This window comes from Nocardioides sp. LS1, assembly GCF_003865225.1.
In the GTDB taxonomy this organism is placed as follows: Bacteria; Actinomycetota; Actinomycetes; order Propionibacteriales; family Nocardioidaceae; genus Nocardioides; species Nocardioides ginsengisegetis.
Genome location: NZ_BIFF01000001.1, coordinates 136,142 through 161,871 on the forward strand (window position 1 = coordinate 136,142; position 25,730 = coordinate 161,871).

Genomic DNA, 25,730 nt, shown 5'->3' on the forward strand with positions numbered 1-25,730 from the left:
GAGCGGCTCTCGTCTCGCGTCCCACAGGCGTACCTAGGTTGACCGCCCAGGACGGCCCACGGTGGGTGGGCTCGCGAGAGATGAGGCAGTCATGGACATCAGAATGACCTCGGCGGTTGCGGCCGCCTTCGTCCTGGTTGGCATGTGCGTGGGCGGGACCGCGACCGGATCGGATGCCGCGGTGGAGACCGACGCGCGGATGGCGGGTTGCGACCGGCCGCTCGACATCTTGCTGACCAACGACGACGGGTACACCGCCCCCGGCATCAACGCCGTGTACGCCGCCCTCACGGCGGCGGGGGAGCACGTGACGATGGTGGCGCCGGCGACCAACCAGACCGGCAAGGGCGGCGCGCTCGCGTACGGCGGCACGCTCACCGTCACGCAGCCGGTCGACGGCGACCCGCAGGTGTACGCCGTCGCCGGCACCCCCGCCGACGCGGTCGCCCTCGCGCTGGGTGCTCTCTACCCCGACCGCCAGCCGGACCTGGTGGTGTCGGGGACCAATGCCGGCACGAACCTGTCGCGCACGATCAACCACTCGGGCACGGTGGGCGCCGCGGTCACCGCGATGGACCTGGGTGTGCCCGCGATCGCGGTCAGTTCCGCCCACCCGGCCGAGTTCGACCCGAACTGGGACGGAACCGGTTCGGAGGACTACGAAGGTACTGCCCGGCTGGTGCGCCGGATGGTGCGCACGATCCAGCGCACCGCGCTGGACTGCCGGCACCTGATGCCCGGCACCAGCGGCCTGAACGTCAACTACCCGGCACGGCCGCTCCGCGGTGTCCGGGTCGCCACCCTGGGCATCCGGGAGCCCATCCCGACGACGTACACGAAGACCGGTGACGACGAGTACACCGTCGGCTACAGCCTCGACCCGCTGTACGCCGCCACGGCCCACCAGAGCGGGCGGACGACGGTCGACTACGGCCTGGTCGCGCGCGGCTACGCCACCGTGACCCCGCTTGACGGATCGCTGGCCCTGCACCGCCCGTCGGCTGGCGCGGTCGACTTCACTGATGCGCTGGTCAGGAAGCTGGACCGGTCGGCACCGTGACCCTCGAGGGCACCTCGCACCTGCGTCGGGAGCCGCCCGCCGGCTACGACCGGTGGTGGTCGACCGACCTGCAGCTGTGGTGGCGCGACATCGACGGCTACGGCCACCTCACGGCGACTGGCTACCCGGTGATGTACGGGGAGGCGATCGGGCGGCTCGTCTCGGCCGCGTGGCGCCAGCACGAGCCTGACTTCGTCGTGGCCGAGCTGCAGGTGGCCTACCTGCGCGAGGTGTGCCGCCAGGACGGTCCCGTCCGGGTGTACGTCGGCATCGCGCGGGTCGGCCGCGCCAGCTTCGTCGCCGAGATGGTGCTGTGCGCGTCGGACGGTGGCGTGTGCAGCACCTCCCGGGTGCGCCATGTGGCGTGGGATCCCGAGCGGCGAGGTGCCCGGGCGCTGACCACAGCTGAGCGTGAGGCGCTGGTGGCAGCGTCACCGGCTGCTGTTCGGGGTGGCGGAAACAGGTAGTTCCACGCGTGTCGGTACGACCCCCGATGAGGACTGTTCATCCCAGGGGGACAACCCGCCGAACGAGACGCCGAAGGGGTGCCCAATGACACTCGTCGCCACGCGAGACGCTGAGCCCGAACCGACCACACTGGCCGACACTGCGCCGAGCTCCGAGCGGGCACTTCCGCAGCTTCCGCCGGTCGACCAGCAGGAGTGGACGGACGGCATCCGTCCGCAACGCGTGCTGGTGGTCGACGAGCACGCCCTGCTCACCGCCGGGCTGCGGGCTGTGCTCAGGGAGGCACCCTGGGTGGAGAGCTGCCTCACCGCCCCGTCCGCGGAGGCGGCGCTCCACGTGGCCCGCCGTCACTACCCGCAGCTGGTGCTCGTGAGCACCTCGCTGGGCGGGCGCAGCGGCCCCGACCTGTGTCGAACGATCCGCCAGTCGATGCCGCACGTGAAGGTGGTGCTGATGTTCGGCGACGGCCGTGTCCCGGCCGCCCTCGCCGCCTCCCTCGGAGCGGTCGCCGCCCTCTCGAAGAACATGTCGCCCGGGGCGATCCTGATCGCGATCCGCCACGTGGCCGAGGGCGGCAAGGTCTTCCCGAAGGGACAGCCCGGGCCGACGGTCAAGCTGTCGCGTCGCGAGCTGGACGTGCTCCGCCTCCTGGCCTCCGGCCTCAGCAACCCCGAGACCGCCGAGAGCCTGCAGCTCTCCCGGCACACGATCAAGCAACACACCAGCTCGGTCTACCGCAAGCTCGGTGTGCGCAACCGCGCGGAGGCCGCGAGCCGCGCGCAGGAGCTGGGCCTCCTCGGCTGGACGCCGCCGGCCGATCCGCAGCTCCGTGCCGGCTGACGATGCCGCTGCGGCATACGGCGTACGCCGCCTCGGCGCGCCCGCCGCGCTCCTGCTCGAGATCGCGGCTGCGGTGGCGTCGAGCGCGAGCGGGCCGTTCGGCAAGGCGCTGATCCTCGGCGGTTGGACGGCCGCTGGGGTGCTGCTCCTGCGCACCTGCCTCGCCACCCTGGTGCTGCTCGGTCCGGCGTGGTGGACGGTGCGGCGGCGCCGGACGGCGCTCGGCTCCAGCCTGGGCGGCATCGTCGTGCTGGGCACGGTCGGCATCACCGGCACCGCTCTGTGCTACTACAACGCCCTCGCCCGGCTGCCCGTCGGTGTCGCGATGATGCTGCTGTACCTCGCGCCCGTCCTGGTGCTCGTCTGGGTGTGGTGGCGCGACGGCGAGCGGCCGAACCGCACCACCCTGCTCGGTGCCGCAGTCGCGATCGGGGGGCTGGTGCTGGTGGTGGCCGCCATGGGTGTCGACCGGCCCAGCCCCGACGGGATCGCGTGGGCCCTGGGCGGGGCCGCTTGCGTCGCGACGTACTTCCTCACATCGGAGCGGATGTCGGCCTCCGTCCCGCCGATGGCCATCGCATGCGGTGGTCTCGGCGTGAGCGCACTGGTGCTGAGCCTGCTTGTGGTGGTGCGACTGGTCCCGTTCCGTGTGGGCACCGCCGGCGTCGACCTGGGTGGCTGGACCGTGGGTCCGCTCGTGCCCCTGAGCCTCGTCGTGCTGCTCTCGACCGTCTTCGTGTACGTCGCCGGCTTCACCGCTGTCAGCGTGCTCGGCGCAAGGGTTACGTCGTTCGTCGCGCTGGCTGAGCCGATCTCGGCGCTGGGAATGGGGTGGCTCCTCCTCGGTGAGGCGCCCCACCCGCTGCAGTACGCCGGCGCAGCCCTGGTCGTCGCGGGCGTGGTGCTCATCCGTGTCGCGTCCGTGGGCCGCGTACGACGCAGCCTGCGGGCCGACGAGGGCAGGGAGCCGTTCCTCGCGGATCCGGGCTGATCCTGCGGCTACCGCGCGGTCCAGCCGCCGTCGACGACGAGAACCTGTCCCGTCATGTACGACGACGCGTCCGAGGCCAGGAAGACGACCGGACCCGCCATCTCCTCCGTCGACGCCCAACGGCCCATGGGCGTGTTGCGCCGCACCCAGGTCATGGCGTCCGCGTCCTGGAGCACCGCCTGGTTCATCTCCGTCTCGACCCAGCCGGGGGCGAGCGCGTTCACCCGCACACCGCGCCGTGCCCACTCCAGGGCCAGCGCGCGGGTCACGCCGAGGAGGGCGTGCTTGGTGGCGACGTACGCCGTCTCGCCGTGCATCGCCACCAGGCTGCAGACCGAGCCCACGTTGATGACGCTGGCACCCTCGCCGAGCAGGGGAGAGGCGGCCTTGCACAGCAGCCAGGCCGAGCGCAGCCCGAGGTCGACGATCTGCTGGTAGTCCTCGAGCGGGAGGTCCTCGATTCTTCCGTTGAGGTGCGTGGCTGCGTTGTTGACCAGGATGTCGAGGCCTCCGAGCTCCGCGACGGCGCGGGCGACGACCTCGTCGATGCTGTCCGGGTCGCGCAGGTCGGCCGCGAGCACCGATACCCTCCCCGGGCCGGTGGCGAGGGCCGCGGTCTCCTGCAGACCGTCTTCCCCGCGGGCGACGGCGAGCACATCGGCTCCGGTGGCGGCGAGGGCTACGACGAGCGCTCGGCCGATGCCGCGGCTCGCTCCCGTGACGAGTGCGCGGCGGCCGTTCAGGACGGGAATCTCGGTCGTGGTCATGCCGCCGATGATGGGCTGGGCGCCGCGCGGGTAGGCGGTGCAACAGGGCCTGTGCTGACCCGGGTGGGGGAGATTCGAGGACGACTCGCGACCGGTGCCGGGTACGGGGGGCACGGTGGCGGCAACATCCCGAAGCCGACGCAGGAGCCTGCCCACGTGAACGAGACCTGGAGCATCGAGCTGCCGCTGACCGAGAAGTACGTCGACTACCTCGGCCACGTCACGGCGGCGGCGCACCTGACGCTGTTGGAGGAGGCCCACGCCCACTGGCTCGCCAGCGTGGTGGACGAGCCAGAGCCCGCGTTCGTCCTGGTCCGGGTCGAGCTCGACTACGAGCGCGAGCTGCTGCTTGCAGACGCCCCGGTGACGGTGCGCGTCGAGCCGGTCGAGCTGACCCGCAGCACGGTCACCGTGCAGGAGGTGATGGCCTCGGCGCGGGGCCCGCACACCCGGGCACGCGTGGTGCTGGTGCGGTGGGATCGCGCTGCTCGCCGGTCGATGCCGTTCGGCGAGGGGGAGCGTCGGCGAATCGATGTACAGATGCGGCGTCCCCCAGCCGGGTGATGAGCGGGCGCGACGACGCCCTGCGCACCCAAAGCGCGGTGAGGATCACGCCATGTCGATCCCCTCCAGCCTCGTCGGTGCCCTGCGCACCGCCGCCTCCGACGTCCCGGACCACGAGTTCCTGCGCATCGCCGGCGAGTCCTTCACCTATCGACAGGCTCTCGGCGAGGTCGAGGCCGCGGCCCGGGGACTGCGTGCCCTGGGGGTCGGCCCCGGTGAGCGCGTCGGCCTCATGTGCGACAACCGCGCCGAGGTCGTGTGGGCGTGGCTCGGGGTGAACGCCGCCCGTGCGATCGACGTGCCGTTCAATGCCGAGGCGCGCGGCCGGCTGCTCGCCTACTTCGTGGATGACGCCCGGCCGAAGGTCCTCATCGGCACCGAGGACTACCTCCAGATTTTGGCGGACGCGATCACGCACGACCCCGAGTTCGTGGTGTGCATCGGTGAGCACACGACGACGCCGTTCGGTGAGCGCGCGCGTCAGCTCAGCTTCGAGGAGCTGAGCGCCCTGGGCCGTTCGACCGGCGGCGAGCTCGAGGAGGCGCGTCCCGGGGAGACGGCCACGATCATGTACACCTCCGGCACCACGGGGCCGTCGAAGGGCGTGATGCTGCCGCAGAGGTACTACCCCTCGCAGGCAGCGCACATCACCGAGAGCTACCCGTTGTCTGCGGACGAGGTCATCTACTGCGTCCAGCCGCTTTTCCACATCGATGCGCGTGGCTTCCTCTCCACGGTCGTGGGTCTTCGGGCGACGGCGATCCTGGGTCAACGGTTCAGCGCCTCACGCTTCTGGGACGAGCTCCGCGAGCACGGCGCGACGTCCTTCGGCACGATCGGCACCATGCTGTGGCTGCTCTACAAGCAGCCACCCCGCGACGACGACCGCGACGTCCCGGCGAGGCTGGCCATGTGTTCCTCGACACCGGCCGATATCTGGCGCGGCTTCGAGGAGCGCTTCGACGTGACGATCGTCGAGGGCTACGGCATGACCGAGTGCCTGCTGCTGACCTGCTCGACCGCGGACGGCGGCCAGACTCCGCCGGGCCGGATCGGCCGACCTGCGCCGGGGATCGAGATCCGACTGGTCGATGACGACGACGCGCCGGTGCCGCAGGGAGAGGTGGGCGAGCTCATCTACCGGACGCGCGACGAGTTCGCGATGATGCAGGGCTACTGGAACAAGCCCGAGGCGACCGCCGAGGCCTGGCGCAACCTGTGGTTCCACACCGGCGACCTGGTCCGTCGGTACGACGACGGCTCCCTGGAGTACATCGGCCGGAAGAAGGACTCGATCCGCCGGCGTGGCGAGAACGTGTCCGCCTGGGAGGTGGAGACGGCGGTGCTCGCCCACCCCCACGTGCTGGAGGCCGCTGCGATCGGCGTCCCTTCGGAGGTGGGGGAGGAGGACGTCGCCGTCCTCGTCGTCTCCGTGCCCGGACAGACCGTCGATCCCGCCCAGCTGGTCGAGTTCGTGTCGACCGACCTGCCGCGTTTCGCCGTACCCCGTTACGTCGAGGTCGTCGACAGCCTCCCCAAGACCCCGTCGGAGCGCATCGAGAAGGGCAAGGTGCGCGAGCGCGGCCTCACGGCTGCGGCCTGGGACGCCAACGTCGTCCTCGGGCGCCGCTGAGCCCTCACTGCCACGTCGCAGGGGTGGGCTACGGGCTCACCCCTGCGACTGCTGCTGGGTGAACCAGATGGCCAGCTGCGCGCGCGACGTGAAGCCCTGCTTGGTGAGGATCCGCTCGACGTGGCCTTCAGCGGTGCGCAGCGAGATCACCAGCCTGGCGGCGATCTCCTTGTTCGACATGCCCTCGGCGACGAGCTGGGCGACCTCCCGCTCGCGACGGGTCAGGCCCGGCGCCGTCTGGCCGGGCGTCGCGCCGTTCTCGTCGGCGAACGGTTCCCGCAAGGCGAGGGCCACCAGTTCCTCGACGCCCATGCGGGCTCCAAGCGCGAAGGTCGCGCGGAAGCGGTCCTCGCCCAGCTGCTCGCGCACGGTCTCCTCGTAGCGCTGACGGAAGCCGCGCAGCTGCCGGGCCCCGAGCGTGCGCCAGATCGTGTCGGTGCCACCGAAGAGCGTCGCGGCTCGCTCCGCCTCGTCGCGGGCAGCCGCGACCCAGGCGACCACCTCGAGCGTGAGGCCGTGACCCAGCGTGTCGTGGAAGACCCGCTTGATGCGCAGTGCCTCGAAGAGCTGCTGCTCGGCGCTCTCGAGCTCGCCGGCGATGAGTGCCAGGAGTCCGCGCAGCCAGAGGGCATAGGAGAGGTTCCACCGCTCGCCCGCCGCCGCGCAGCGGTCGTGCAGGTCGTCGGCGACCTCCTGGGCGCGCTCGAGCTGTCGCAGCAGGATCAGCGTTGCGCCGAGCTCGACACGCAGGCTGTCGGGGTACTGCTCCTCGACGCCCGACTCGGAGTACTGCGCCAGCGCCTCCTCGAAGACCGGGATCGCTGTGCTGAGGTCGGCGGCGTTGCCGAGCGCGCGCTCGAAACCGAGCACGTGGTTGGCGAACGCAAGCGCCCGCAGGTCGTCGAGCTCGACGGCGATCTCGTGCGCCTGGCCGCCGTAGGCGTGCATGGTCTCCAGGTCCCCCTGGAAGCCTGCGATGTACGCCGCTGTGGCGAGCGCCCACGCGCGCTCGAACGTGCGCTCGGGGACGAGCGCCAGGCCCCGGTCGAGCCACAGCCGCGCCTCGGTGAGGTGGTCCATGGCGCCCCAGAACCAAGGCACTGCCGCCATGCGGAGTCCGGTCGTGGCTTCGCCGGACCTCGACATGCAGTAGTCGAGCGCGCGGCGCAGGTTGGCGTGCTCGAACCGCAGGTGGGTGGCCCAGTCCTGCTGGTGCGCACCGGACCACTCCTTGCCGGCGGACGTGATGAGCCGGGCGTACCAGTCGCGGTGGCGGCGCTCGGTCTCGGCGCGGTCCTCGTCATCCTCGGCGAGCCGGGCCGCGCCGTATTCCCCCAACGTCTCGAGCATCCGGAATCGGGTGTGTCCGAGATGCTCCTCGCGGATCAGGATCGACTTGTCCACCAGGCGCGCCACCGTGTCGATGACGGAGCGCGCCGGCAGCCGCTCATCGGTGCAGACCGCCTGGAGCGCATCGATGCCGAACCCGCCGGCGAAGACGGCCGACCTCGCCCACAGGACCTGCTCGATCGGGGTGCAGAGGTCGAAGCTCCAGTCGATGAGCGCCTGCAGGGTCTGATGGCGCTCGGGCAGGTTGCGGCTGCCCTCGCGGAGCAGGTCGAACCGGTCGTCCAGGCGCGCCGCCAGCTCATCGACCGTGAGCACGCGCAATCGGACCGAGGCCAGCTCGATCGCCAGGGGGATGCCCTCCAGCCGGTGGCAGAGACGGACCACCGCGTGCTCGTTCTCCGGCGTGACGGCAAAGCCGGGCACCACCGCGGCCGAGCGGTCCGCGAAGAGGGCCACCGCCGGGTAGCGGCGGGCCGTTCCAGGCTCGCGGGCCGCGTCCGGATCGGGCGCGAGCAGGGGAGCCACCGGGTAGAGGTGTTCGCCGACAAGGCGCAGCGCCTGCCGGCTCGTGGTCAGCACCTTGAGCTCCGGTGCGGCGCGCAGGAGGCGGTCCACGACGTCAGCCGTGGCCTCGACGAGGTGCTCGCAGTTGTCGAGGACGAGCAGCACCCGACGCTGCGCCAGGAACCCCTCCAGCGCCGTCTGTGGGTCGAGCGCGGGTTGGCCCCGCAGACCGAGCGCGTCGCTGATCGCCTGGACAAGGAGGTCCGGGTCCCGCAACGACGCGAGCTCGACGAGGCACGCACCATCGGGGAACGCGCGGCGCATCTCGTGCGCCGCCTTCACCGCCAGCCGGGTCTTCCCGACGCCGCCCATGCCGGTCAGCGTCACGAGCCGCGCAGTGGAGAAGAGCTGGCGCACGGCGGCGAGGTCGTGCCGCCTCCCCACGAAGCTGGTGACGTCGGCAGGGAGGGCGCGCGTCGTCTTCGGTGAGGGCAAGATGGTCCTTCGTCTCCCGCGATCGTGGGCTTGTTGATCCTAGTGCCGGCGCCGGGTCCGCGGGTGTCAGCTCGTCAGCGTTGCAATCGGCCGTCGGAGGTGGCGGCGGTGCAGCACCTCGGCCGCAGCCCGCTCCCCGGAGCGAAGGGCGCCATCCATGCTGGTCTGCCACATCTCGGCGGTGTGCTCGCCGGCGAAGTGGATCGGGCCCACGCCCTGTGCGAGCAGGCTGGGCAGGCGAGGAAAGTCACCCATCAGCGTCGAGACCACGCCGCCGGCATACGGCTCCCGTGTCCAGTCCTGGACGAGGCCGGCCAGCCGCTGGACGGGAAGGCCCGTCGCGGCACCCAGGAGCTCGTCGAGCGCGCGGAGGCAGCGCGCCTCGTCACGCAGCACGCCGTCGCCGCGATCCGCGAGCAGGCCCAGCACCACGACGGTGTCCTCGGGGCCGACCGGCCGCGCCCAGGCCAGCGAGATGGGGCCGTCACTCATGGTCGAGAGGCCGAGTCGCTCGACGAGGGCCGCGCCATCGGCGTACTGCCCGATGACCTTGCCGCCCTGGGTCATCGGCGTCGCGAGCAGGGCGTCGACCTTCCAGGCGGGCAGGACCGGGTCGAAGCCGATCGCGAGCGAGGGAGTCACGGGTGTGGCGACGACGACGTCGTCGGCGGTGAACCGGTCGGTGTCGGTCTCCACCACGAGGTGGCCACGCCGGCGGCGTACGGCGCGCACCGGTTGCTCCAGGCGGACGTCGACCCCTGCAGCCATGGCCCGGGCCAGGGCGTCGGTTCCGTCGGCCATCATCCAGCAGACCCGGCCGACGTGCGGCGGCTCCAGCATCGCCATCGGCACCTGCGAGGCCTCGTGCACGGGGTTGTAGCCGGTCTGCCAGCAGAACATGCGCCGCGTCCTCGGGGAGAGGCCGGCCCTTGCCGCCCAGGCGGGGATCGGCTCGGTGCGCTCGGGCGGGGTGGCCTCGAGGGCCGACCGCACCTCGTCGGCGAGCCAGTCGCGTTCGGCGTCGTCGAGGCGCTTTCCGTCGACCACCAGCGTCACGCGCAACGGCGAGGCCGCGGTCAGGCGGCCGTCCGGATCGGTCGGGAACAGCGCGACCTGAGGGGTGAGGTCGACCCCGAGGGCCGCGCAGTACTGCAACAGCTTGTCCTGCCCGATGTCGATGAACGAGGCGCCCAGGTCCGCGGGCTGGCCATGCCGGAGCCGATCGCGCACGCTGCGGGTGCGACCTCCCACGTGCGGCTGCGCCTCGAGGACGACGACGTCCTCTCCCTCGCGGCCCAGCGTGCGGGCGGCGGCCAGCCCAGCGGGGCCGGCTCCGATGACGATGGTGCTCATGCGCGCACCAACCTCGCGTCGATCTCGTTCAGGGGAATGCGCTGCGGCGTCCGCAGGATCTCGTCCGCGACCCTGAGACCCGACCGCACCGCGCCCTCCATCGAGCCGGCCATCTCCACGTCGGTCTGGTCGCCGGCGAAGTGGACCCTGCGCTCGGGCGTCGCGAGCTGGGCGACCACCTGGGTGCGGGTGGAGTGGGTCGTGGTCGCGCCCATCCCGAGCGCGAGCGGGTCCTCGCTCCAGTTCTTGCGCTGGCCCGTCAGCCGGGTGACCGGGCCCCCGACCGCAATGCTGACGACCTCGTCGAGCGCCGCGAAAGCGGTCGCGTCGTCCTCGAGCACGTGCCGGTCGGCCCCACAGACGAAGCCGCTGACGACCGCCGGCCCCGAGGTCACGTAGTGGTTGCTGACCCAGGCGGTGTTCAGCGGGCCGTCGGTGAACACCGCGTGGTTGAGCGCGGCCCGGACGGCGTCGCCCTCGGCGTACTGCGCGATCACCTTGCCGCCTTGCGCGCGCTGCATGGCCGCGATGGCGCCGCTCACGTTGGCCGGAAGCGGCGGATCGAAGCCGATCGTGGGCAGCACGAACGCCGGGACGGTCACGACGACCTGGTGGGCGACGAGACGCTGCCCGCTCTCCAGCTCCACCTGCACGCGGCCGCCGGCCTGGCGCACGCAGCGCACCTGGCTCTCGAGGCGTACGTCGAGGCCGCGCGCGAGCTCGTCCGCGAGCCGCTGGCTGCCGCCGACGACGCGCCGGATGGTCCGCATGTGGGCACCGGTCAGGTAGTGGGTGTCGATGAACATCGGGTCGTGCTGCACCGGCATCCGGCCGATACCGGCCATGGCTCGGCGTGCCACGCCGGACAGGCCTGCGCGGCGTACCCACTGGGCGATCACCTCGTGCGGCGCCGGCGGTACGTCGCGGAGCGCCACCTTGATCTCGTCGTCCACCGCCGCGAAGCGGGCACCGGCGAGCAGCGCGCCCTCGACGATGACGTGGCCCTCGACCAGGTAGCCCTCGAGCGCGCTCTCGCCGGCCCGCAGGTCGGGTCGCTCCAGCCACACCTCGTCGGACAGCTCCACGCCGAACTCGGCGCAGAGGGCGGTGAACGCCCGGTGGTCGGTGGTGACGAGCTCCCCGCCGAGGTCACCGTGCTGGTCGTCGGCGAAGCCGTCGCGGACCGTACAGGTGCGACCCCCCACGCGGTCGCGGGCCTCGAGGACCGTGACGTCTATGCCCGCTTCAGTGAGGCGGCTGGCCGACGTGAGACCCGCGAGGCCCGCGCCGACGACGATGACCTTCCTGGAGTCCGAGGTGCTCAGGTGCATGGTCCCAGCGTCGGCCCGGCGGGCAACGACGGCGCAGCACGCGGCCGCCGAGGACCCCCGGGTGGGGGATGCAGGGGTCGACCTCCACCCGGGGCCCGAGGCTCAGATCTCCTCGGTGACGACCTCGAACACTGGTCCACTGGGCCGGTCTTCGACGAGTAGTGAGAGCTCGTGGAAGTAGGCCTCCGGATCGATCGCGCCCTCCGGGCCGTGGACGCCGGGCGCGTCGACGAGCCCCCGGACCAGCATCAGTGTCGCGATCGCCAGCGGGTAGCCGGTCATCTCGCCCATGTTGGCGTTCGGCAGGACGATCGGCTGAGCCCCGACTCGGATCCGCCGGCCGTTCTTGGTGCCCTCGGCGACGGCGAAGAGGTTCGGCAGGGTCGGTGAGGGGCCGGCGGCGTTGCCGCCGGTGTTCGGTTCGAGGAGGATCTGCTTCGAGGCGGCGGTCACGTCCAGTTCTCCGCTGCGGACCCTGGCGGCCACGCGCTGCATGCCCTCCATCAGGCCTCGTCGAGACACCATCAGGTTCAGGGACTCCTGCACCTCGGGGCGCACCCGGGGGAGCGTGAGCGGTTCGGGGTGGCCGCAGACCCAGACCGGGCCCTCGCCGCGACCGGGGTAGGTCACGGTGACTTCCTCCAGCGCGTGGGCGTCGATGAGGGCGCCGTCGCGCCAGATCTTGATGGGCTCGGTGCAGTTGTGCACCCAGTGCTCCAGGGCAGCGTTGGTCTGCGGCTCCTCGTCCTCGGCAGGGTAGGGGAGCGCGCCAGCGCGCCACGCGGTGACGACGCGGTCGACGGTGTCGCAACCGTTCATGGCGAGGAGGGCCAGCAGGTTGCTGGTGCCGGGGCTGGCGCCCATGCCGATGACGGCCGTGACCCCGGCCGCGCGCGCGGCCTCGTCCAGCTCAAGCATCTCCAGCGTCGGCTCCCAGTCGTCGCAGATGTCGAGGTAGTCCGTGCCGGTCGCGATCGCGGCGCTGAGCACCTCGCGCCCGAAACGGTAGAAGGGTCCGGCGGTGTTGAGCACGACGTCGACCTGCTCCAGGGCCGAGCGCAGTGCATCGGCCTCGGAGATGTCGAGGGCGAACGCAATCGCCGTCGGGCCGAGCTCGGCGGCGAGCGCCTCGGCCCTGGCAAGGTCGCGGTCGGCAACGAGCACCTGCTCGATCTCGTCGGCCTTGGCGAGGACGCGGCAGGCATAGGCACCCATCTCGCCGGCACCGCCGGTCACGAGGATGCGCGTACGGGACTTCTGAGAAGTGGGGGTGGTCATGTCCGGATCGTCGCCCGTTCACCGGGCTGGTGCCGGGCCGGAGCCCGGCCGCTAGCCCGCCCGGGGGAGGACCGATCAGTCCAGAACGGCGGTGAGGTCGACCTCGACCTTGTGCGTGGGGTCCGACAGTCCGGCGACGCCGATCAGCGTCATCGTGGCGGGATCTGCGCCGACCTTGGCCAGCGCCTTGCCGAAGCCGGCGTACACCTGCTCGAGAGTCTCCGGGGTGGGGTCGACGACGTAGATCATGAGGCGTACGACGTCCTGGGGCGTCCCCCCGGCGGCGGCAATGCCCGCGTAGCCGTTGAGCATGGCCTGGAGCATCTGGCCCTTGTAGTCGTCGGGCCCGGCCACCATCTCCTCGGAGGTGTCCTGGGCGACCTGGCCGGAGGTGAAAACGATCCGGGAGCCGGTGGCCACGGTGACCTGCGGCCAGCCGTGCGTGGGCGGCATGGTCTCGGGCAGGAGCTTCTGCGTCGTCATGGCGCTCAGGCTGACGCCGTACGTCTGCGTGTGGCGCCAGTGGCGGCTCCGGTCCACCCGCCTGGGGGATGTCCCGACGCCGGGTCTGCTGCGTCGCCAGGGCCGTCGCGGGATACTCCCCCAAGTGGGTGAGGCCTGGGTCACAGGGCGTCGTCGCGTCGAATCGTCCCTACCTTCGAGCGGGTACGGCTGGACCCAGCCGCGTCGACGGTGCACGAGCACCGCAACGTGACCCTTGGAGAGGAACATGGATCAATTCGAGACCACAGTGGGCCTGGCGGAAGTGGCTCCCACCCGCGTCGCCGCCAGTAGCCCCGGTGCGCTGATCGCGGTGGCAGCACTGCTGGCAACGGTGACCAACGCGGTCGCCTTCATGCTCCCGCCGCTGCTGCCGGTGATCACCACGAGCTACGCGCACAACTCGGTCAGTGCCGCGACCTGGGTGTTCACCGCCCTGACCCTCGGCGGAGGTGCGGGCTTCGTCCTGATCCCGCGGCTGACCGACATCCTCAGCGACCGCTCCACCACGCTGATGTCGGGTGGGTTCCTGACCGGGGGTGCGCTGGTCGCCGCGATCGGCGACAACTACGCCGGCCTCGTCGTCGGGTCGGTCCTGCTCGGGTTCGGCGGTGCCGCTCAACTGGTGCCGCTGAGCTTCCTCCGCAGGCACCTGCCCGGCAACGGCGTCTCGACCGCAGTCATGGTGCTGATCATGGCGACTGGCAGCGGTGTCGTGCTGGGCATGGTCGGCGGAGGCATCTCCGTGCGGCTGTGGCCACTGCCCGACCACCTCAACGCCGACGGCTCGCTCCCGAGCCTGTCCATCGCGCCGTTCTACTACCTGCTGGCCGCGCTGTTCGTCATCACCACGATCGCCCTGCTCGTGGTCGTGCCGAACTCGCCGCCCGAGTCCACCGGGCGGATCGGGCTGCTCGGCACGGTCTGGCTGATCGGCTGGGTGACCCTCATCCTGCTGGCCTTCAGTGCGCCGACCGACTCCACGATCGGCAAGAACGCGACGTTGATCCTGCTCATCGGCATCGTGGCCGCCGTGGGCTGGGTGTTCGCTGAGCGGCGCTCCGAGCGGCCCGTGTTCGACCTGGCGGTGCTGCGCAAGCCCTTCGTCACCACCGCGTGCATCTCGGCCGGTCTCTTCGGTTGTGTCGACGCCGCGTTCCTCGTGCTGTCCAACTACTACGTGCAGAACCCGAACGGGCTGCCCGTCTCGACCGACGGTGGCCAGACCGGCTGGCCCCCGCACGTCGCGCAGTACGGCCTGACCTACGACCCGCTGAAGACCAGCCTGATCATGCTGCCGTTCGCGCTGACCATGTTCATCAGCGGCAAGTACTCCGAGAAGATCATCAGCCGCGGACGTCCGGGCATCGTCCTGGTCGGCGGCGCGGTGATCTGCCTGGTCGGGCTGTGGTTCCTCGCGGTGGCCCACGACCAGGCCTGGGAGTACGTCGTCGGCTCCGGCATCATCGGTCTCGGCAGCCGGGCAGGCTACAGCGGCGCGTTCGCGGTTCCGCAGTTCGTCGTACCCCAGACCGAGGCGGGGATGGCGGCCGGCATGCCCGGCACGATCATGGCCATCGGCTTCGCCGTGGGTGCAGCGGTCGTCACCGTGCTCCAGAACGGCTCCGGCTTCGTCTACCACTCGGTCGACGTGGCGAACATGGTCGCGGGAAAGCTGGACCCGGCCAAGGTCAACCTCACGATGTCGGACTACCTGCTCGAGGGCACGCACATCCCGAGCGCTGACGTCTACACGACCGGCTACTACGTGGCGATGATCTTCCCCGCGCTGGTCATCGTGGCCGCGATCGTCTCGCGGCTGCGCAACCGCGACGGCTTCCAGAAGCTGCTGGAGGAGCAGGGCGCCTGACAGCTCAACGCGTGCCGTGGGCTCCCTTCGCATTGAGGGGGCCCACGGCGCATTTCAACGTCGGCTGCGGGCACGACGGCAGCAGAGTCCTCCGATGCTCCTCGTTGGTCGTGCCCTACAAGACCCTCGTGCACAGCAGCGCCTCGACGCCGTCCCGGGCGGGCCGGTCTACGAGGTCGTCACCGACACCATCGACTGAAGGCCCGCGACCGGATCCGCTGACCGCGCCACCGGTGCAGGCCCCCGAAGGGGCGTGGGTAGAGATCCTCGGCCCACGGGTTGGCTCGGCAGCAGTCGCAAGCCGAGCTGGTTCCGTGCGATGACCGGCCAGCTCGGCGGGTTCGGCTCCGCGACCCCTTGTGCGACTTCGCCCGGGCACGGCCACCCCCACGCCGTGGGCATCGTCGGCCGACCCTGGGCGAACATCATCTGGCGCTGCTGGCAAGGCGGCGTCGCCTCGACTCCAATCGCCATCACGCCCTCCAGCGCGTTCTCAGCGAACAGGCCCCCAGGCCACATGAAACGACGGACGTTGACACAGGGCAACTCAAGCGTTCGCCTGCTCGACGACCTCCGTCATGTGAGAACGGGTGGGCCAGGCGGACGTCGCTGGAGTCCGGGTCGCCGCCCGTCTCGGACGTGCGGACGGCGACCCGGAGTCGGGGGTGAAGCCGCTAGCGGGCTCTCGGGACAGGCCTACAGCGGTGGCGCGGCCAGCGGAATCCGGTCGCGGGCCATCAGTCGATGGTCTCGGTGACGACCTCGTAGACCGGCGCGCCCGGGGCGGGCGGCTCCGCGGCGTACTGCGCGAGGTCGTGGAAGAACGTCTTCGGGTCGATGGCGCCCTCCGGGCCGTGCACGCCGGGCTTGCTGACCTGGCCGCGCGCGGCCATCAGGGCCGCGACGGCCAGCGGGATGCCGGTCATCTCGCCCATGTTGCCCTCGGGCTGGACGACGGCCTGTGCGCCCACACGGACCCGGCGGCCGTCCTTGGTGCCCTCCGCGATGGCGAAGATGTTGCTCGGCAGGGAGGGCGACGGACCGGCGGCCCTGCCGGCGACGTTGGGTGAGCGCAGTAGTGCCTCGGAGGCCTGGCGCACGTCGAGCTCGCCGGCGCGGACTCGCAGCGCGATGCCGCCGATCGCCTCCATGAGGCCACGTCGCGCGCTCATCACGTTGAGCGACTCGCGGACCTCGGGGCGGACCCGCGGCAGCGTGAGCGGCTCCGGGTGACCGCAGATCCAGACGGGGTCGGTGCCGACACCTGGGTAGGTCAGGGTCATCTCCTCGAGGCCGTAACCGTCGACGAGCTCGCCGTCGCGCCAGAACTTGATCGGCTCGGTGCAGTTGTGGACCCAGTGCTCGATCGCCGCGGTCGCGTCGGCGAACTCCTTGCCCTGGTGCGCCTTGGGGAAGTGTGCCGCGGACGCCCGCCATGACGTGTAGACCTTTTCGACGGCGTCGCACTCGTCCATCGCCAGGACGGCGAGGAGGTTGCTGGTGCCCGGGCTCGCGCCCATGCCGATGACGGCGGTGACTCCGCCGGCGCGGGCGGCGTCGTCGAGCTCGAGCATCTCGAGCGTGGGCTCCCAGTCGTCGCAGATGTCGAGATAGTCGGTCCCCGCGGCGATGGCGGCGCTGAGCACCTCACGGCCGAAGCGGTAGAACGGGCCGGCGCAGTTGAGCACGATGTCGACCGTCTCGAGCGCGTCTGACAGGGCATCTGCATCGGAGATGTCCAGCGCGAGCGCCCTCGTCTTGGGTCCGAGGTCGACGGCCAGCTTGGCGGCCTTTTCCTCGTCGCGGTCGCCGATCACGACCTGGGAGATCTCGCTGGCCTCAGCCAGGATGCGGCAGGCGTAGGCCCCCATCTCACCGGCACCGCCGGTGACGAGAACCCGGTGGGGTGCGGTTACGTGGCTGTTCATGGCCGAATCGTCGCCCTCCTGACGCGGTAGGGAAGGAGGCAGCAGCAGCCTGTGCCCAGATGGGGGAGCAGCCTGCCGATGTGGAGGGCGAGCCGGTCCTCGCGGATGCTCAGGACCGCGCGCTTGCGCCGACGATGCGCAGGGCCATCTCGGCGTACTGCTCGGCGATCTGCTCCGGAGTCCACCGGAGTCCGTCGCGGTACCACCTGGCAAGGTCGATGCCGAGCGAGAGCAGCGCTCCTGCGGCGATCCGCGGATCGGGACTGTCGAACACGCCGGCGCTGACCCCGCGCCCGACCAGGCGGCGCATTTCGTCCTCGATCGCGTGGCGGATACCACTGATCTCGGCGAGGTGCTCGGGCGAGAGGGCGGCGAGCTCGTAGTTGACGATGCGCGCACTGGTGTGGCCGCGGGCGTGGTGGACGGCGAAGTCGTGGATGACGCGGCGCAGCTGTTCCACCGGGTCGTCACTGGTGCTGATCGCCGACCGGACGAGTCGCAGTGTGTCCTCGTGCCCGTCCTTCGATATGAGGAAGAGCAGCTCCTCCTTGGAGCGATGGTGCACGTAGAGGGCAGCGGGGCTCATGCCGGCCGCGGTCGCGATGTCGCGTGTCGTGGTGCCGTGGAAACCCTTGTCAGCGAACGCTGCCACGGCCGCCTCGAGCAGGCGCGCTCGGCTGTTGTCGGCGCGGGAGACGTCGGTGGGCTCGATCATCGCGGCTCCATTCTCGGCCCCGGGGATGGGCATGTGCGTGGTGCCCGGGGTGACGTGGCTAACACACCCGGCTGGCGGATTGACGTGGGGGGACGCATGGCACCACAGTAACGCTAAGCAAGCGCTTAGTTACTCGAAGGAGCAGTCATGCCCGAAGCAGTCATCGTGTCCACCGTCCGCTCTCCGATCGGCCGGGCCGGCAAGGGCTCGCTCAAGGACATGCGGCCCGACGACCTGGCCGTGCAGATGGTCAAGGCCGCCCTGGACAAGGTGCCGGGTCTCGACCCGAGCCACGTCACCGACCTCATCCTCGGCGTCGGTCAGCCCGCGGGCGAGGCGGGCAACAACCTCGGCCGCGCTGTCTCGGTCCTGGCGGGCCTCGACCGCGTCCCCGGCGTGACCGTCAACCGCTACTGCTCCTCCAGCCTGCAGACCACCCGGATGGCGCTGCACGCCATCAAGGCCGGCGAGGGCGACGTCTTCATCTCGGCAGGTGTCGAGACCGTGAGCCGGTTCGTCAACGGCTTCGCCGACGACCCCAGCGCGCAGAACCCGCTGCTCGGCACGGCGCAGGAGCGCACGTCGAAGCGTGCCGAGGGCGGCGCCGAGAAGTGGGTCGATCCGCGCGAGAGTGGCGAGCTGCCCGACCTCTACATCGGGATGGGCCAGACGGCCGAGAACGTCGCACAGGTGCTGGGCATGTCGCGCCACGAGCAGGACGAGTTCGCTGTGCGCAGCCAAAACCTCGCGTGCCAGCGGATCGAGGAGGGCTTCTGGGCCCGCGAGATCAGCCCGGTGGCACTGCCTGACGGCACGATCGTCTCGACCGACGACGGCCCGCGTCCCGGTACGACGATCGAGGCGGTCAGCCAGCTCAAGCCGGTCTTCCGTCCCGACGGCACCGTGACTGCCGGCAATGCCTGCCCGCTCAACGACGGCGCTGCCGCCATGGTCATCATGAGCAGCGACAGGGCCAAGTCGCTCGGCCTCACGCCCCTCGCCCGCATCGTCTCCACGGCCGTCACCGGTCTCTCCCCGGAGATCATGGGCCTGGGACCCGTCGAGGCGATTCCGGCTGCGCTGCAGCACGCGGGCCTCACCCTGCAGGACATCGACCTGTTCGAGATCAACGAGGCCTTCGCGGTGCAGTCGCTGGGCTCGGCCCAGCAGCTCGGCATCCCTGTCGACAAGCTCAATGTCAACGGTGGCGCCATCGCCATCGGTCACCCGTTCGGCATGACCGGCGCGCGCATCACCGCGACGCTGATCAACTCGTTGCAGTGGCACGACAAGCAGTTCGGCGTCGAGTCGATGTGCGTGGGTGGTGGCCAGGGCATGGCCATGGTCATCGAGCGGCTGAGCTGAGGATCCCGTGAGCAAGCGATTCGAAGGCAAGACCGCGATCGTCACCGGCGCGAGCCGGGGAATCGGCCTTGGCATCGCCGAGCGACTCGTCGCCGAGGGAGCTCGGGTCGTGATCACAGCCCGCAAGAAGGAGGCGCTGGACGAGGCTGTCGCCCACCTGGGCGGCGAGGCCGTAGCGGTGGCCGTGGCCGGCAAGGCCGACGACGTCGAGCACCAGGCAGACTCGACCCGCACGGCGATCAACGCCTTCGGCAGCATCGACCTACTGGTCAACAACACCGGGATCAACCCGGTCTACGGCCCGCTCGTCGACCTGGACCTTGACGCGGCACGCAAGGTCGTCGAGGTGAACTGCATCGCGGCGGTCTCCTGGATCCAGCATGTCCACCGTGCCTGGATGGCCGAGCACGGCGGCGCGATCGTCAACGTCTCGTCGGTCTCGAGTGTCCGCACCGCCCCGAACATCGGGTTCTACGGCGCATCCAAGGCCATGCTGAACTCGCTGACCGAGCTGCTCGCCGTCGAGCTCGGGCCCAACGTCCGGGTCAACGGCGTCGCCCCGGCCGTGGTGAAGACCAGATTCGCTGAGGCCCTTTACCGAGGCCGCGAGGAAGCGGCCGCACAGGCCTATCCGCTGAAGCGACTCGGCGTACCCGAGGACATCGGCAGCGCCGTGGCCTTCCTGCTGTCGGCGGACGCGGCCTGGCTCACCGGCCAGACCGTCGTCATCGACGGCGGCGTCAGCCTGACCGCGGGCGACTGACCCTCATCCGGCGTACCCCTTTCACCCTCTCCGACAGGAATCCACATGACAACCTCCCGCACCGCCATCGTCACCGGAGCAGCCCGCGGCATCGGCGCCGGCGTCGCCCGCCGCCTTGCCGCCGACGGTTTCGCCGTCGCCGTTCTCGACCTCGACGAGCAGGCTTGCCAGCAGGTCGTCGCCGACATCGAGGCCGACGGTGGTCGTGCGCTCGCGGTCGGTGTCGACGTCACCGACGAAGTCGCGGTCGGGGATGCGGTCGAGCGGATCGCCGCCGAGCTCGGTGACCCGGCCGTGCTCGTCAACAACGCCGGCATCATCCGCGACAACCTGCTGTTCAAGATGACTCTTGCCGACTGGGACTCGGTCATGAGCGTCCACCTGCGTGGTGCCTTCTTGATGACCAAGGCAGTCCAGGGCTACATGACCAGGTCCGGCTGGGGTCGGATCGTCAACCTGTCGAGCACCTCTGCGCTCGGCAACCGTGGGCAGGCCAACTACTCCGCCGCCAAGGCCGGCGTCCAGGGCTTCACGAAGACCCTCGCGATCGAGCTGGGCAAGTTCGGCGTCACGGCGAACGTGATCGCACCAGGGTTCATCGAGACCGAGATGACCATGGCCACCGCGGAGCGCATGGGCGTGCCGTTCGAGGACTTCAAGGCGTTCGTGGTCAAGGAGATCCCGGTCGGCCGCGGCGGTCTGCCGGCCGACATCGCCCACGCGGTGTCGTTCTTCGCATCAGACGGTGCGGGCTTCGTCTCCGGCCAGGTCCTCTACGTGGCGGGCGGCCCGAAGGCATGAGGACCTTCGACGGCATCCCGGCGCTCGAGGCCGCGGTCGGCGAGCACCTCGGCTACTCCGAGTGGCACACGATCACGCAGGAGCAGATCGACACCTTCGCCACGTGCACGGGCGACCACCAGTGGATCCACATCGATCCCGTCGAGGCGGCGAAGGGCCCCTTCGGCACGACCATCGCCCACGGATACTTCACGTTGTCGCTGGTGCCGATGCTGAGCTGGGAGGTGTACGACGTGCAGGGCATCGGCATGGGCGTCAACTACGGCGCCAACAAGCTGCGTTTCCCCGCCCCCGTGCCGGTCGACTCACGGGTCCGGGCCGGCGTGGAGCTGCTCGAGGTCACACCAGGAGGCGGTGGCTACCAGGTCGTCACCAGGGTCACGATCGAGCGCGATGGCGGGGAGAAGCCCGCGTGCGTCGTGGACACCGTCAGCATCCTGGTGCCGTGATGAGTGCGGCGGAGCAGTCCCTTCCCGGGCTCGACCTCGGCAGGCTCTCCCCGTGGCTGCTCGGAGCGATACCCGGGGCCGGGGCGGACCTCTCCGCCACCCTCCTGGCTGGTGGCAAGTCGAACCTGACCTACGCGGTCACCGACGGCGTGGCAACGTGGATCGTGCGGCGCCCCCCGCTCGGCCACGTGCTGGCCACGGCCCACGACATGGTCCGTGAGTACCGCGTGATGGCGGCGCTGCAGGACACCGACGTACCGGTGCCGATGACGCTCGCCCTGTGCGAGGACGCGGACGTCCTGGGTGCCCCGTTCTACGTCATGGAGCGGGTCCAGGGTCATCCGTATCGCCATGCCGCCGAGCTGGAGCCGCTCGGCCCCGAGCGGACGCGGCGGATCTCCGAGGGCCTGGTCGACACCCTGGCGGCGTTGCACGCCGTCAATCCGACGGACGTGGGTCTGGGGGAGTTCGGTCGCCCGGAGGGGTTCCTGGGGCGCCAGGTCCGACTCTGGAAGAGGCAGATGGATGCGTCGTACACCCGCGATCTCCCCGCTGCTGACGAGCTGCACAGCCTTCTCGCTTCGGACGTCCCCGCCGAGTCGGCCACCGGGATCGTGCACGGCGACTTCCGGTTGGACAACGTCCTCACCGATGACCAAGACCGTCCCGCAGCCGTCATCGACTGGGAGATGGCCACGTTGGGTGACCCCCTGACCGACCTCGCCCTCATGTGCGTCTACGGGCGGTTGGGTGATCAGGTCACAGGCAATTCGGTGGTCGACTCGGCTTCCGCTCCGGGCTTCCTGAGCGAGGACGAAATCGTCGCCCGCTACGCAGCGAACAGTGATCGGGACCTGTCGCGCTTCGGGTTCTACCTCGGACTCGCGTCGTACAAGCTCGCCGCGATCCTCGAGGGGATCCACTTCCGCCATCTCCACGGGCAGACGGTGGGGGAGGGCTTCGCCGGCATCGGCGAGGTCATCCATCCCCTGCTGGACGCCGGACTCACCGCAATGAAGGAGTGCTCCTGATGGACTTCGAGTTCGACCAGAAGACCGAAGTACTGCGTGCCACCCTCCTCGACTTCATGGAGAGCCACGTGTACCCGGCCGAGCCGGTCTTCCACGAGCAGCGCTCGCAACTCGCGGATCCCTGGGCGTGGGACACGGTCCCCGTGCTGGCCGCTTTGCGTGCCGAGGCACGCAGGCGTGGCCTGTGGAACCTCTTCCACCCCGGCGCCGAGGGCGCGGGTCTGACCAACCTGCAGTACGCCGTCATGGCAGAGATCTCCGGCCGCAGCATCCACCTGGCACCTCCGGCGATGAACTGCGCGGCCCCCGACACGGGGAACATGGAGGTGCTTTCGCTGGTGGGCACCGACGCCCAGAAGGAGCGTTGGCTCGAGCCGCTGTTGAGCGGCGAGATCCGCTCGGCCTTCGCCATGACCGAGCCCGCGGTCGCATCATCCGATGCGACGAACATCGAGACCAGCATCGTGCGGGACGGTGACTCCTACGTGCTGAACGGGCGCAAGTGGTGGATCACCGGGGCGATGAACCCCAACGCGAAGATCTTCATCGTGATGGGCAAGACCGACCCGTCCGCGGACCGGCACCGGCAGCAGTCGCTCATCCTCGTCGAACGGGACACCCCGGGCTTTGAGATCCACCGCTGCCTGACCGTGATGGGGTACGACGATCGTGAGCACGGCGGGCATGCCGAGCTGTCCTTCACCGACGTCCGTGTCCCTGCCACCAACCTGCTCGGTGGTGAGGGAGACGGCTTCGGCATCGCCCAGGCGCGGCTGGGACCTGGCCGGATCCACCACTGCATGCGGTCCATCGGGATTGCCGAGCGCGCGATCGAGATGATGTGTGCCCGTGCCGAGCAGCGGGTTGCCTTCGGTCGTCCGCTTGCTGACCAGGGCGTCATCCGCACCTGGATCGCCGAGTCGCGGGTCGAGCTCGAGCAGCTGCGGCTGCTCGTCCTGAAGACCGCCTGGCTGATGGACACCGTGGGCAACAAGGGGGCCCACACCGAGATCCAGGCGATCAAGATCGCCACGCCGAAGGTCGTGCAGGGCATCCTCGATCGGGCCATCCAGCTGCACGGCGCGGGTGGGCTCTCGCAGGACTTCCCCCTGGCCAACATGTATGCGGGAATCCGCACCCTGCGCTTCGCCGACGGCCCGGACGAGGTGCACATCAACGCGCTGGCGAAGAGCGAGCTGCGCCGTCAGGCTGGGAAGCGGGAGGGGCTGGCATGAGTGACATCGCACAGAGGGTCGCGGACTTCCTCGCGACGCACGACCCGGTCACGACCGACCGGCTGGAGTTCCTCCGTGCCCGTTTCGACGCGGGACTGGCCTGGGTGTCCTACCCCGAGGGCCTCGGCGGGCTGGGCCTGCCGCAGCGTGTGCAGCCCGAGGTGGACCGGCTCTTTGCCGAGGCCGGTGCACCGACCAACCGCCCCGAGCGCAACGGCATCGGCCTGGGCATGGCGGCGCCGACCATCCTGTCCTACGGCACCGAGGAGCAGCAGCAGCGCTTCCTGCGACCGCTGTGGACCGGCGAGGAGATCTGGTGCCAGCTCTTCAGCGAGCCGGGTGCCGGATCCGACCTGGCCAACGTCTCGACCCGCGCGGTGCGGGACGGCGACGAGTGGGTGGTCAACGGCCAGAAGGTGTGGACCTCGGGCGCGCACAACGCCCACTTGGCGATCCTGATCGCCCGCACCGACCCGAACGCGGTCAAGCACTCGGGCCTGACCTACTTCCTGTGCCCGATGACCGACCCCGGGGTCGATGTACGACCGTTGCGGCAGATCACCGGCGAGGCCGAGTTCAACGAGGTCTTCCTGACCGACGTACGCATCCCCGATTCCCAGCGGCTCGCCGGGGTCGGCGAGGGATGGAAGGTCGCGAACACCACGCTCAACAACGAGCGTGTCTCGATCGGCAACGGAGCAGGCCGCGAGGGCGGCATGATCGGCGTGGTCGCCGAGACCTGGCGCTCCCACCCGGAGCGCCGTACCCCGGAGCTGCAGGATCGGCTGCTGCGGCTGTGGGTCGAGGCCGAGGTCGCGCGGATCGCCGGTCGCCAGCTGACGCAGAAGCTCGCGTCCGGCCAGCCGGGTCCGGAGGGTTCGGCAGCCAAGCTGTTCTTCGCCCGGATCTCACAAGAGCTCTCAGGCCTGGAGCTCGAGCTCCTCGGTGAGGACGGACTGCGCTTCGAGGACGCCCAGGGCTGGACGATGCAGCGCCCGGAGAAGGTCGAGTTCACCGGACGCGACGCCGGCTACCGGTACCTGCGCGCCAAGGGAAACTCCATCGAGGGAGGCACGTCCGAGATCATCCGCAACATCGTCGCCGAGCGCGTCCTCGGGCTGCCGGCCGAGCACCGCACCGACAAGGACCGCCCCTGGAAGGAGCTCTCCAAGTGACCACCGTGCCTGAGGCAGCCGACCTGGACCTGCTCGCCACCGAGACCGAGAACGACCTGCGAACCACGCTGCGTGATCTCCTGGTCGCGCGGTGTCCTTCCGATGCGGTTGCTGCCGTGTACGACGGCGACCGGTCGATCGTCGATCCGCTCTGGCGGGCGCTCGCTCTCGAGCTCGGCCTGGCCGGGCTGCTGGTCCCCGAGGACCGTGGCGGTGTGGGCGCGAGCGCGCGCGAGGCCGCGGTGGTCCTGGAGGAGCTCGGACGGGCCTGCGCGCCGGTGCCCTTCCTCACGAGCGCGGTCGTCGCCACCTCGGTGCTGCTCGCCGCCGACGGCGACGTCGCCTCCTCCGAGCTTGCGGCGGTTGCCTCGGGCGAACGAACTGCCGCGCTCGTTGTCCCCTTTTCCGCCTCGGCCGAGGCCGCGCTTCCAGAGGTCTTCGAGTCGACCAGCGGCCTGACCGGATCGGTGCGCAGTGTCGCCGGGGGGCTCGAGGCCGACTTGCTCGTCGTCCCGGTCCGTACCGCGACAGGTGTGTCCGTGCACCTGGTGGAGCGCGCCGCAGCCACCGTGACCCCGGTCAGCTCGCTCGACATGTCCCGTCAGTTGGCGGACGTCACCCTCGACGATGCGGCTTCGACGGAGCTACTTGCCGAGGGTGAGGCTGCGGTCAGATCGGCTCTGGCAGTGGGTGCGGGGCTGCTTGCCTCCGAGCAAGCGGGTGTTGCGGCCTGGTGCCTGGCGGAGACCGTCGCCTACCTGAAGGTGCGCAAGCAGTTCGGCCGCGTCGTCGGTGGGTTCCAGGCGCTCAAGCACCGCCTGGCCGACCTGTACGCCGAGGTCAACTCGGCCTCGGCGGCTGCCCGGTACGCCGCCGCCGCGATCGCCGCCGGTGAGGACCAGGCGGTCAGCTGCCGAGTCGCGGCCGCGTACTGCAGTGATGTCGCTGTCCACGCGGCGGAGGAGGCGGTGCAGCTCCACGGCGGCATCGGTATGACCTGGGAGCACCCCGCACACCTCTACCTCAAGAAGGCCAAGGCGGACCAGATCGGCCTGGGCACCGCTGGCGCCCACCGCGCGGCGTTGGCTGATCTGGTCGATCTCCCGCTCGGACGGGCCGCGCGTTGACATTGCTCGCCCTGGCGCGAGGCGCGGCCATCGCCCGATCGGGGGAGGTTTCGCTCAGAACAGCGGACGCCCATCCCCCACGTGGTCAGTGGCTTCCTCCGACAGTCACGCGTGGGGGCACAACCCGTCGATCATC

General features: G+C 70.5%; 22 protein-coding genes and 1 pseudogene. 15 read left to right on the top strand and 8 right to left on the bottom strand.

What is annotated here, in order from left to right; translation table 11 throughout:
* The first annotated feature begins 91 nt into the window (after positions 1–91).
* The 4 genes from surE (at position 92) to EJF31_RS00655 (ending at position 3,359) form a co-directional block, all read left to right on the top strand.
* Positions 92–1,060, top strand: coding sequence for a 5'/3'-nucleotidase SurE (gene surE / locus EJF31_RS00640; RefSeq protein WP_125035182.1), 969 nt, complete (start codon positions 92–94; stop codon positions 1,058–1,060).
* Positions 1,057–1,527 carry a thioesterase family protein gene (locus EJF31_RS00645; RefSeq protein ID WP_125035183.1) on the top strand — a complete coding sequence of 157 codons (471 nt, stop codon included), beginning with the start codon at positions 1,057–1,059 and terminating at the stop codon, positions 1,525–1,527. Before surE ends, EJF31_RS00645 begins: the two co-directional genes overlap by 4 nt.
* Positions 1,528–1,612: 85 nt before the next feature.
* The gene (locus tag EJF31_RS00650) at positions 1,613–2,368 is read left to right on the top strand and encodes a response regulator transcription factor (protein WP_125035184.1); all 756 of its coding nucleotides are present in this window, start codon (positions 1,613–1,615) and stop codon (positions 2,366–2,368) included.
* Positions 2,358–3,359, top strand: coding sequence for a DMT family transporter (locus tag EJF31_RS00655; protein ID WP_185736092.1), 1,002 nt, complete (start codon positions 2,358–2,360; stop codon positions 3,357–3,359). Before EJF31_RS00650 ends, EJF31_RS00655 begins: the two co-directional genes overlap by 11 nt.
* An 8-nt stretch (positions 3,360–3,367) precedes the next feature.
* On the opposite strand, the gene EJF31_RS00660 is transcribed toward EJF31_RS00655, so the two are convergent.
* A complete protein-coding gene (locus EJF31_RS00660) occupies positions 3,368–4,126 on the bottom strand; it encodes an SDR family NAD(P)-dependent oxidoreductase (protein ID WP_125035186.1) in 759 nt (252 codons plus the stop codon).
* Positions 4,127–4,282: 156 nt separating this feature from the next.
* On the opposite strand from EJF31_RS00660, the gene EJF31_RS21680 reads away from it, so the two are divergent.
* Positions 4,283–4,690, top strand: coding sequence for a thioesterase family protein (locus EJF31_RS21680; protein ID WP_185736093.1), 408 nt, complete (start codon positions 4,283–4,285; stop codon positions 4,688–4,690).
* 52 nt (positions 4,691–4,742) lie between these two features.
* Entirely contained in the window at positions 4,743–6,323 is a 1,581-nt protein-coding gene (locus tag EJF31_RS00670) for an AMP-binding protein (protein ID WP_185736094.1), read from the top strand.
* A gap of 36 nt (positions 6,324–6,359) precedes the next feature.
* Here the strand turns inward: EJF31_RS00670 and EJF31_RS00675 are convergent, their stop codons facing one another.
* The 5 genes and pseudogenes from EJF31_RS00675 to EJF31_RS21685 all read right to left on the bottom strand — a co-directional run bounded on the left by EJF31_RS00675 (position 6,360) and on the right by EJF31_RS21685 (position 13,117).
* Positions 6,360–8,672: a LuxR C-terminal-related transcriptional regulator gene (locus EJF31_RS00675; RefSeq protein WP_221767408.1), complete on the bottom strand. Its 2,313-nt coding sequence runs from the start codon at positions 8,670–8,672 to the stop codon at positions 6,360–6,362.
* Between the two features lie 66 nt (positions 8,673–8,738).
* Complete coding sequence (locus EJF31_RS00680; protein ID WP_125035189.1) at positions 8,739–10,025, bottom strand: NAD(P)/FAD-dependent oxidoreductase; 1,287 nt, start codon at positions 10,023–10,025, stop codon at positions 8,739–8,741.
* Positions 10,022–11,392, bottom strand: a pseudogene (locus EJF31_RS00685) (flavin monoamine oxidase family protein); the annotation flags it as partial. The pseudogene EJF31_RS00685 and the gene EJF31_RS00680, both read right to left, overlap by 4 nt.
* Positions 11,393–11,458: 66 nt before the next feature.
* Positions 11,459–12,634 (bottom strand): saccharopine dehydrogenase family protein, encoded by a 1,176-nt coding sequence (locus tag EJF31_RS00690; RefSeq protein WP_125035191.1) that lies wholly within the window; start codon positions 12,632–12,634, stop codon positions 11,459–11,461.
* Positions 12,635–12,709: 75 nt separating this feature from the next.
* Positions 12,710–13,117, bottom strand: coding sequence for a RidA family protein (locus tag EJF31_RS21685; protein WP_185736095.1), 408 nt, complete (start codon positions 13,115–13,117; stop codon positions 12,710–12,712).
* 247 nt (positions 13,118–13,364) lie between these two features.
* Here EJF31_RS21685 and EJF31_RS00700 point away from each other — a divergent pair, with 247 nt between their 5' ends.
* Positions 13,365–15,005, top strand: coding sequence for an MFS transporter (locus EJF31_RS00700; protein ID WP_125035193.1), 1,641 nt, complete (start codon positions 13,365–13,367; stop codon positions 15,003–15,005).
* A gap of 737 nt (positions 15,006–15,742) precedes the next feature.
* On the opposite strand, the gene EJF31_RS00705 is transcribed toward EJF31_RS00700, so the two are convergent.
* Both EJF31_RS00705 and EJF31_RS00710 read right to left on the bottom strand, forming a co-directional pair.
* Positions 15,743–16,933 (bottom strand): saccharopine dehydrogenase family protein, encoded by a 1,191-nt coding sequence (locus EJF31_RS00705; RefSeq protein ID WP_125035194.1) that lies wholly within the window; start codon positions 16,931–16,933, stop codon positions 15,743–15,745.
* A gap of 109 nt (positions 16,934–17,042) precedes the next feature.
* A complete protein-coding gene (locus EJF31_RS00710) occupies positions 17,043–17,648 on the bottom strand; it encodes a TetR/AcrR family transcriptional regulator (RefSeq protein WP_125035195.1) in 606 nt (201 codons plus the stop codon).
* Positions 17,649–17,795: 147 nt separating this feature from the next.
* Between EJF31_RS00710 and EJF31_RS00715 the strand changes: the two genes are divergently transcribed.
* Genes EJF31_RS00715 through EJF31_RS00750 form a run of 8 tightly spaced genes read left to right on the top strand, consistent with a single transcriptional unit; the run spans position 17,796 to position 25,594 of the window.
* Positions 17,796–19,013 carry an acetyl-CoA C-acetyltransferase gene (locus EJF31_RS00715; RefSeq protein ID WP_125035196.1) on the top strand — a complete coding sequence of 406 codons (1,218 nt, stop codon included), beginning with the start codon at positions 17,796–17,798 and terminating at the stop codon, positions 19,011–19,013.
* Positions 19,014–19,020: 7 nt separating this feature from the next.
* A complete protein-coding gene (locus tag EJF31_RS00720) occupies positions 19,021–19,776 on the top strand; it encodes an SDR family oxidoreductase (RefSeq protein ID WP_125035197.1) in 756 nt (251 codons plus the stop codon).
* Between the two features lie 45 nt (positions 19,777–19,821).
* Complete coding sequence (gene fabG / locus EJF31_RS00725; RefSeq protein ID WP_125035198.1) at positions 19,822–20,577, top strand: 3-oxoacyl-ACP reductase FabG; 756 nt, start codon at positions 19,822–19,824, stop codon at positions 20,575–20,577.
* Positions 20,574–21,026, top strand: coding sequence for a MaoC family dehydratase (locus EJF31_RS00730; protein ID WP_125035199.1), 453 nt, complete (start codon positions 20,574–20,576; stop codon positions 21,024–21,026). Before fabG ends, EJF31_RS00730 begins: the two co-directional genes overlap by 4 nt.
* A complete protein-coding gene (locus EJF31_RS00735) occupies positions 21,026–22,057 on the top strand; it encodes a phosphotransferase family protein (RefSeq protein ID WP_125035910.1) in 1,032 nt (343 codons plus the stop codon). Before EJF31_RS00730 ends, EJF31_RS00735 begins: the two co-directional genes overlap by 1 nt.
* On the top strand, positions 22,057–23,292 hold the full coding sequence (locus EJF31_RS00740) for an acyl-CoA dehydrogenase family protein (RefSeq protein ID WP_125035200.1): 1,236 nt from the start codon (positions 22,057–22,059) through the stop codon (positions 23,290–23,292). The genes EJF31_RS00735 and EJF31_RS00740 overlap by 1 nt, the downstream gene beginning before the upstream one ends.
* On the top strand, positions 23,289–24,467 hold the full coding sequence (locus EJF31_RS00745) for an acyl-CoA dehydrogenase family protein (RefSeq protein WP_125035201.1): 1,179 nt from the start codon (positions 23,289–23,291) through the stop codon (positions 24,465–24,467). The genes EJF31_RS00740 and EJF31_RS00745 overlap by 4 nt, the downstream gene beginning before the upstream one ends.
* Entirely contained in the window at positions 24,464–25,594 is a 1,131-nt protein-coding gene (locus EJF31_RS00750; RefSeq protein ID WP_260430563.1) for an acyl-CoA dehydrogenase family protein, read from the top strand. Before EJF31_RS00745 ends, EJF31_RS00750 begins: the two co-directional genes overlap by 4 nt.
* The last annotated feature ends 136 nt before the right edge of the window (positions 25,595–25,730 follow it).

Bases quoted from the DNA above. Each gene is read 5' to 3' on its own strand.
- surE (WP_125035182.1), top strand. From the start codon at position 92: ATGGACATCAGAATGACCTCGGCGGTTGCGGCCGCCTTCGTCCTGGTT.
- EJF31_RS00650 (WP_125035184.1), top strand. From the start codon at position 1,613: ATGACACTCGTCGCCACGCGAGACGCTGAGCCCGAACCGACCACACTG.
- EJF31_RS00660 (WP_125035186.1), bottom strand. From the start codon at position 4,126: ATGACCACGACCGAGATTCCCGTCCTGAACGGCCGCCGCGCACTCGTC.
- EJF31_RS00670 (WP_185736094.1), top strand. From the start codon at position 4,743: ATGTCGATCCCCTCCAGCCTCGTCGGTGCCCTGCGCACCGCCGCCTCC.
- EJF31_RS00680 (WP_125035189.1), bottom strand. From the start codon at position 10,025: ATGAGCACCATCGTCATCGGAGCCGGCCCCGCTGGGCTGGCCGCCGCC.
- EJF31_RS00690 (WP_125035191.1), bottom strand. From the start codon at position 12,634: ATGACCACCCCCACTTCTCAGAAGTCCCGTACGCGCATCCTCGTGACC.
- EJF31_RS21685 (WP_185736095.1), bottom strand. From the start codon at position 13,117: ATGACGACGCAGAAGCTCCTGCCCGAGACCATGCCGCCCACGCACGGC.
- EJF31_RS00700 (WP_125035193.1), top strand. From the start codon at position 13,365: ATGGATCAATTCGAGACCACAGTGGGCCTGGCGGAAGTGGCTCCCACC.
- EJF31_RS00705 (WP_125035194.1), bottom strand. From the start codon at position 16,933: ATGAACAGCCACGTAACCGCACCCCACCGGGTTCTCGTCACCGGCGGT.
- EJF31_RS00710 (WP_125035195.1), bottom strand. From the start codon at position 17,648: ATGATCGAGCCCACCGACGTCTCCCGCGCCGACAACAGCCGAGCGCGC.
- EJF31_RS00715 (WP_125035196.1), top strand. From the start codon at position 17,796: ATGCCCGAAGCAGTCATCGTGTCCACCGTCCGCTCTCCGATCGGCCGG.
- fabG (WP_125035198.1), top strand. From the start codon at position 19,822: ATGACAACCTCCCGCACCGCCATCGTCACCGGAGCAGCCCGCGGCATC.
- EJF31_RS00730 (WP_125035199.1), top strand. From the start codon at position 20,574: ATGAGGACCTTCGACGGCATCCCGGCGCTCGAGGCCGCGGTCGGCGAG.
- EJF31_RS00735 (WP_125035910.1), top strand. From the start codon at position 21,026: ATGAGTGCGGCGGAGCAGTCCCTTCCCGGGCTCGACCTCGGCAGGCTC.
- EJF31_RS00740 (WP_125035200.1), top strand. From the start codon at position 22,057: ATGGACTTCGAGTTCGACCAGAAGACCGAAGTACTGCGTGCCACCCTC.
- EJF31_RS00745 (WP_125035201.1), top strand. From the start codon at position 23,289: ATGAGTGACATCGCACAGAGGGTCGCGGACTTCCTCGCGACGCACGAC.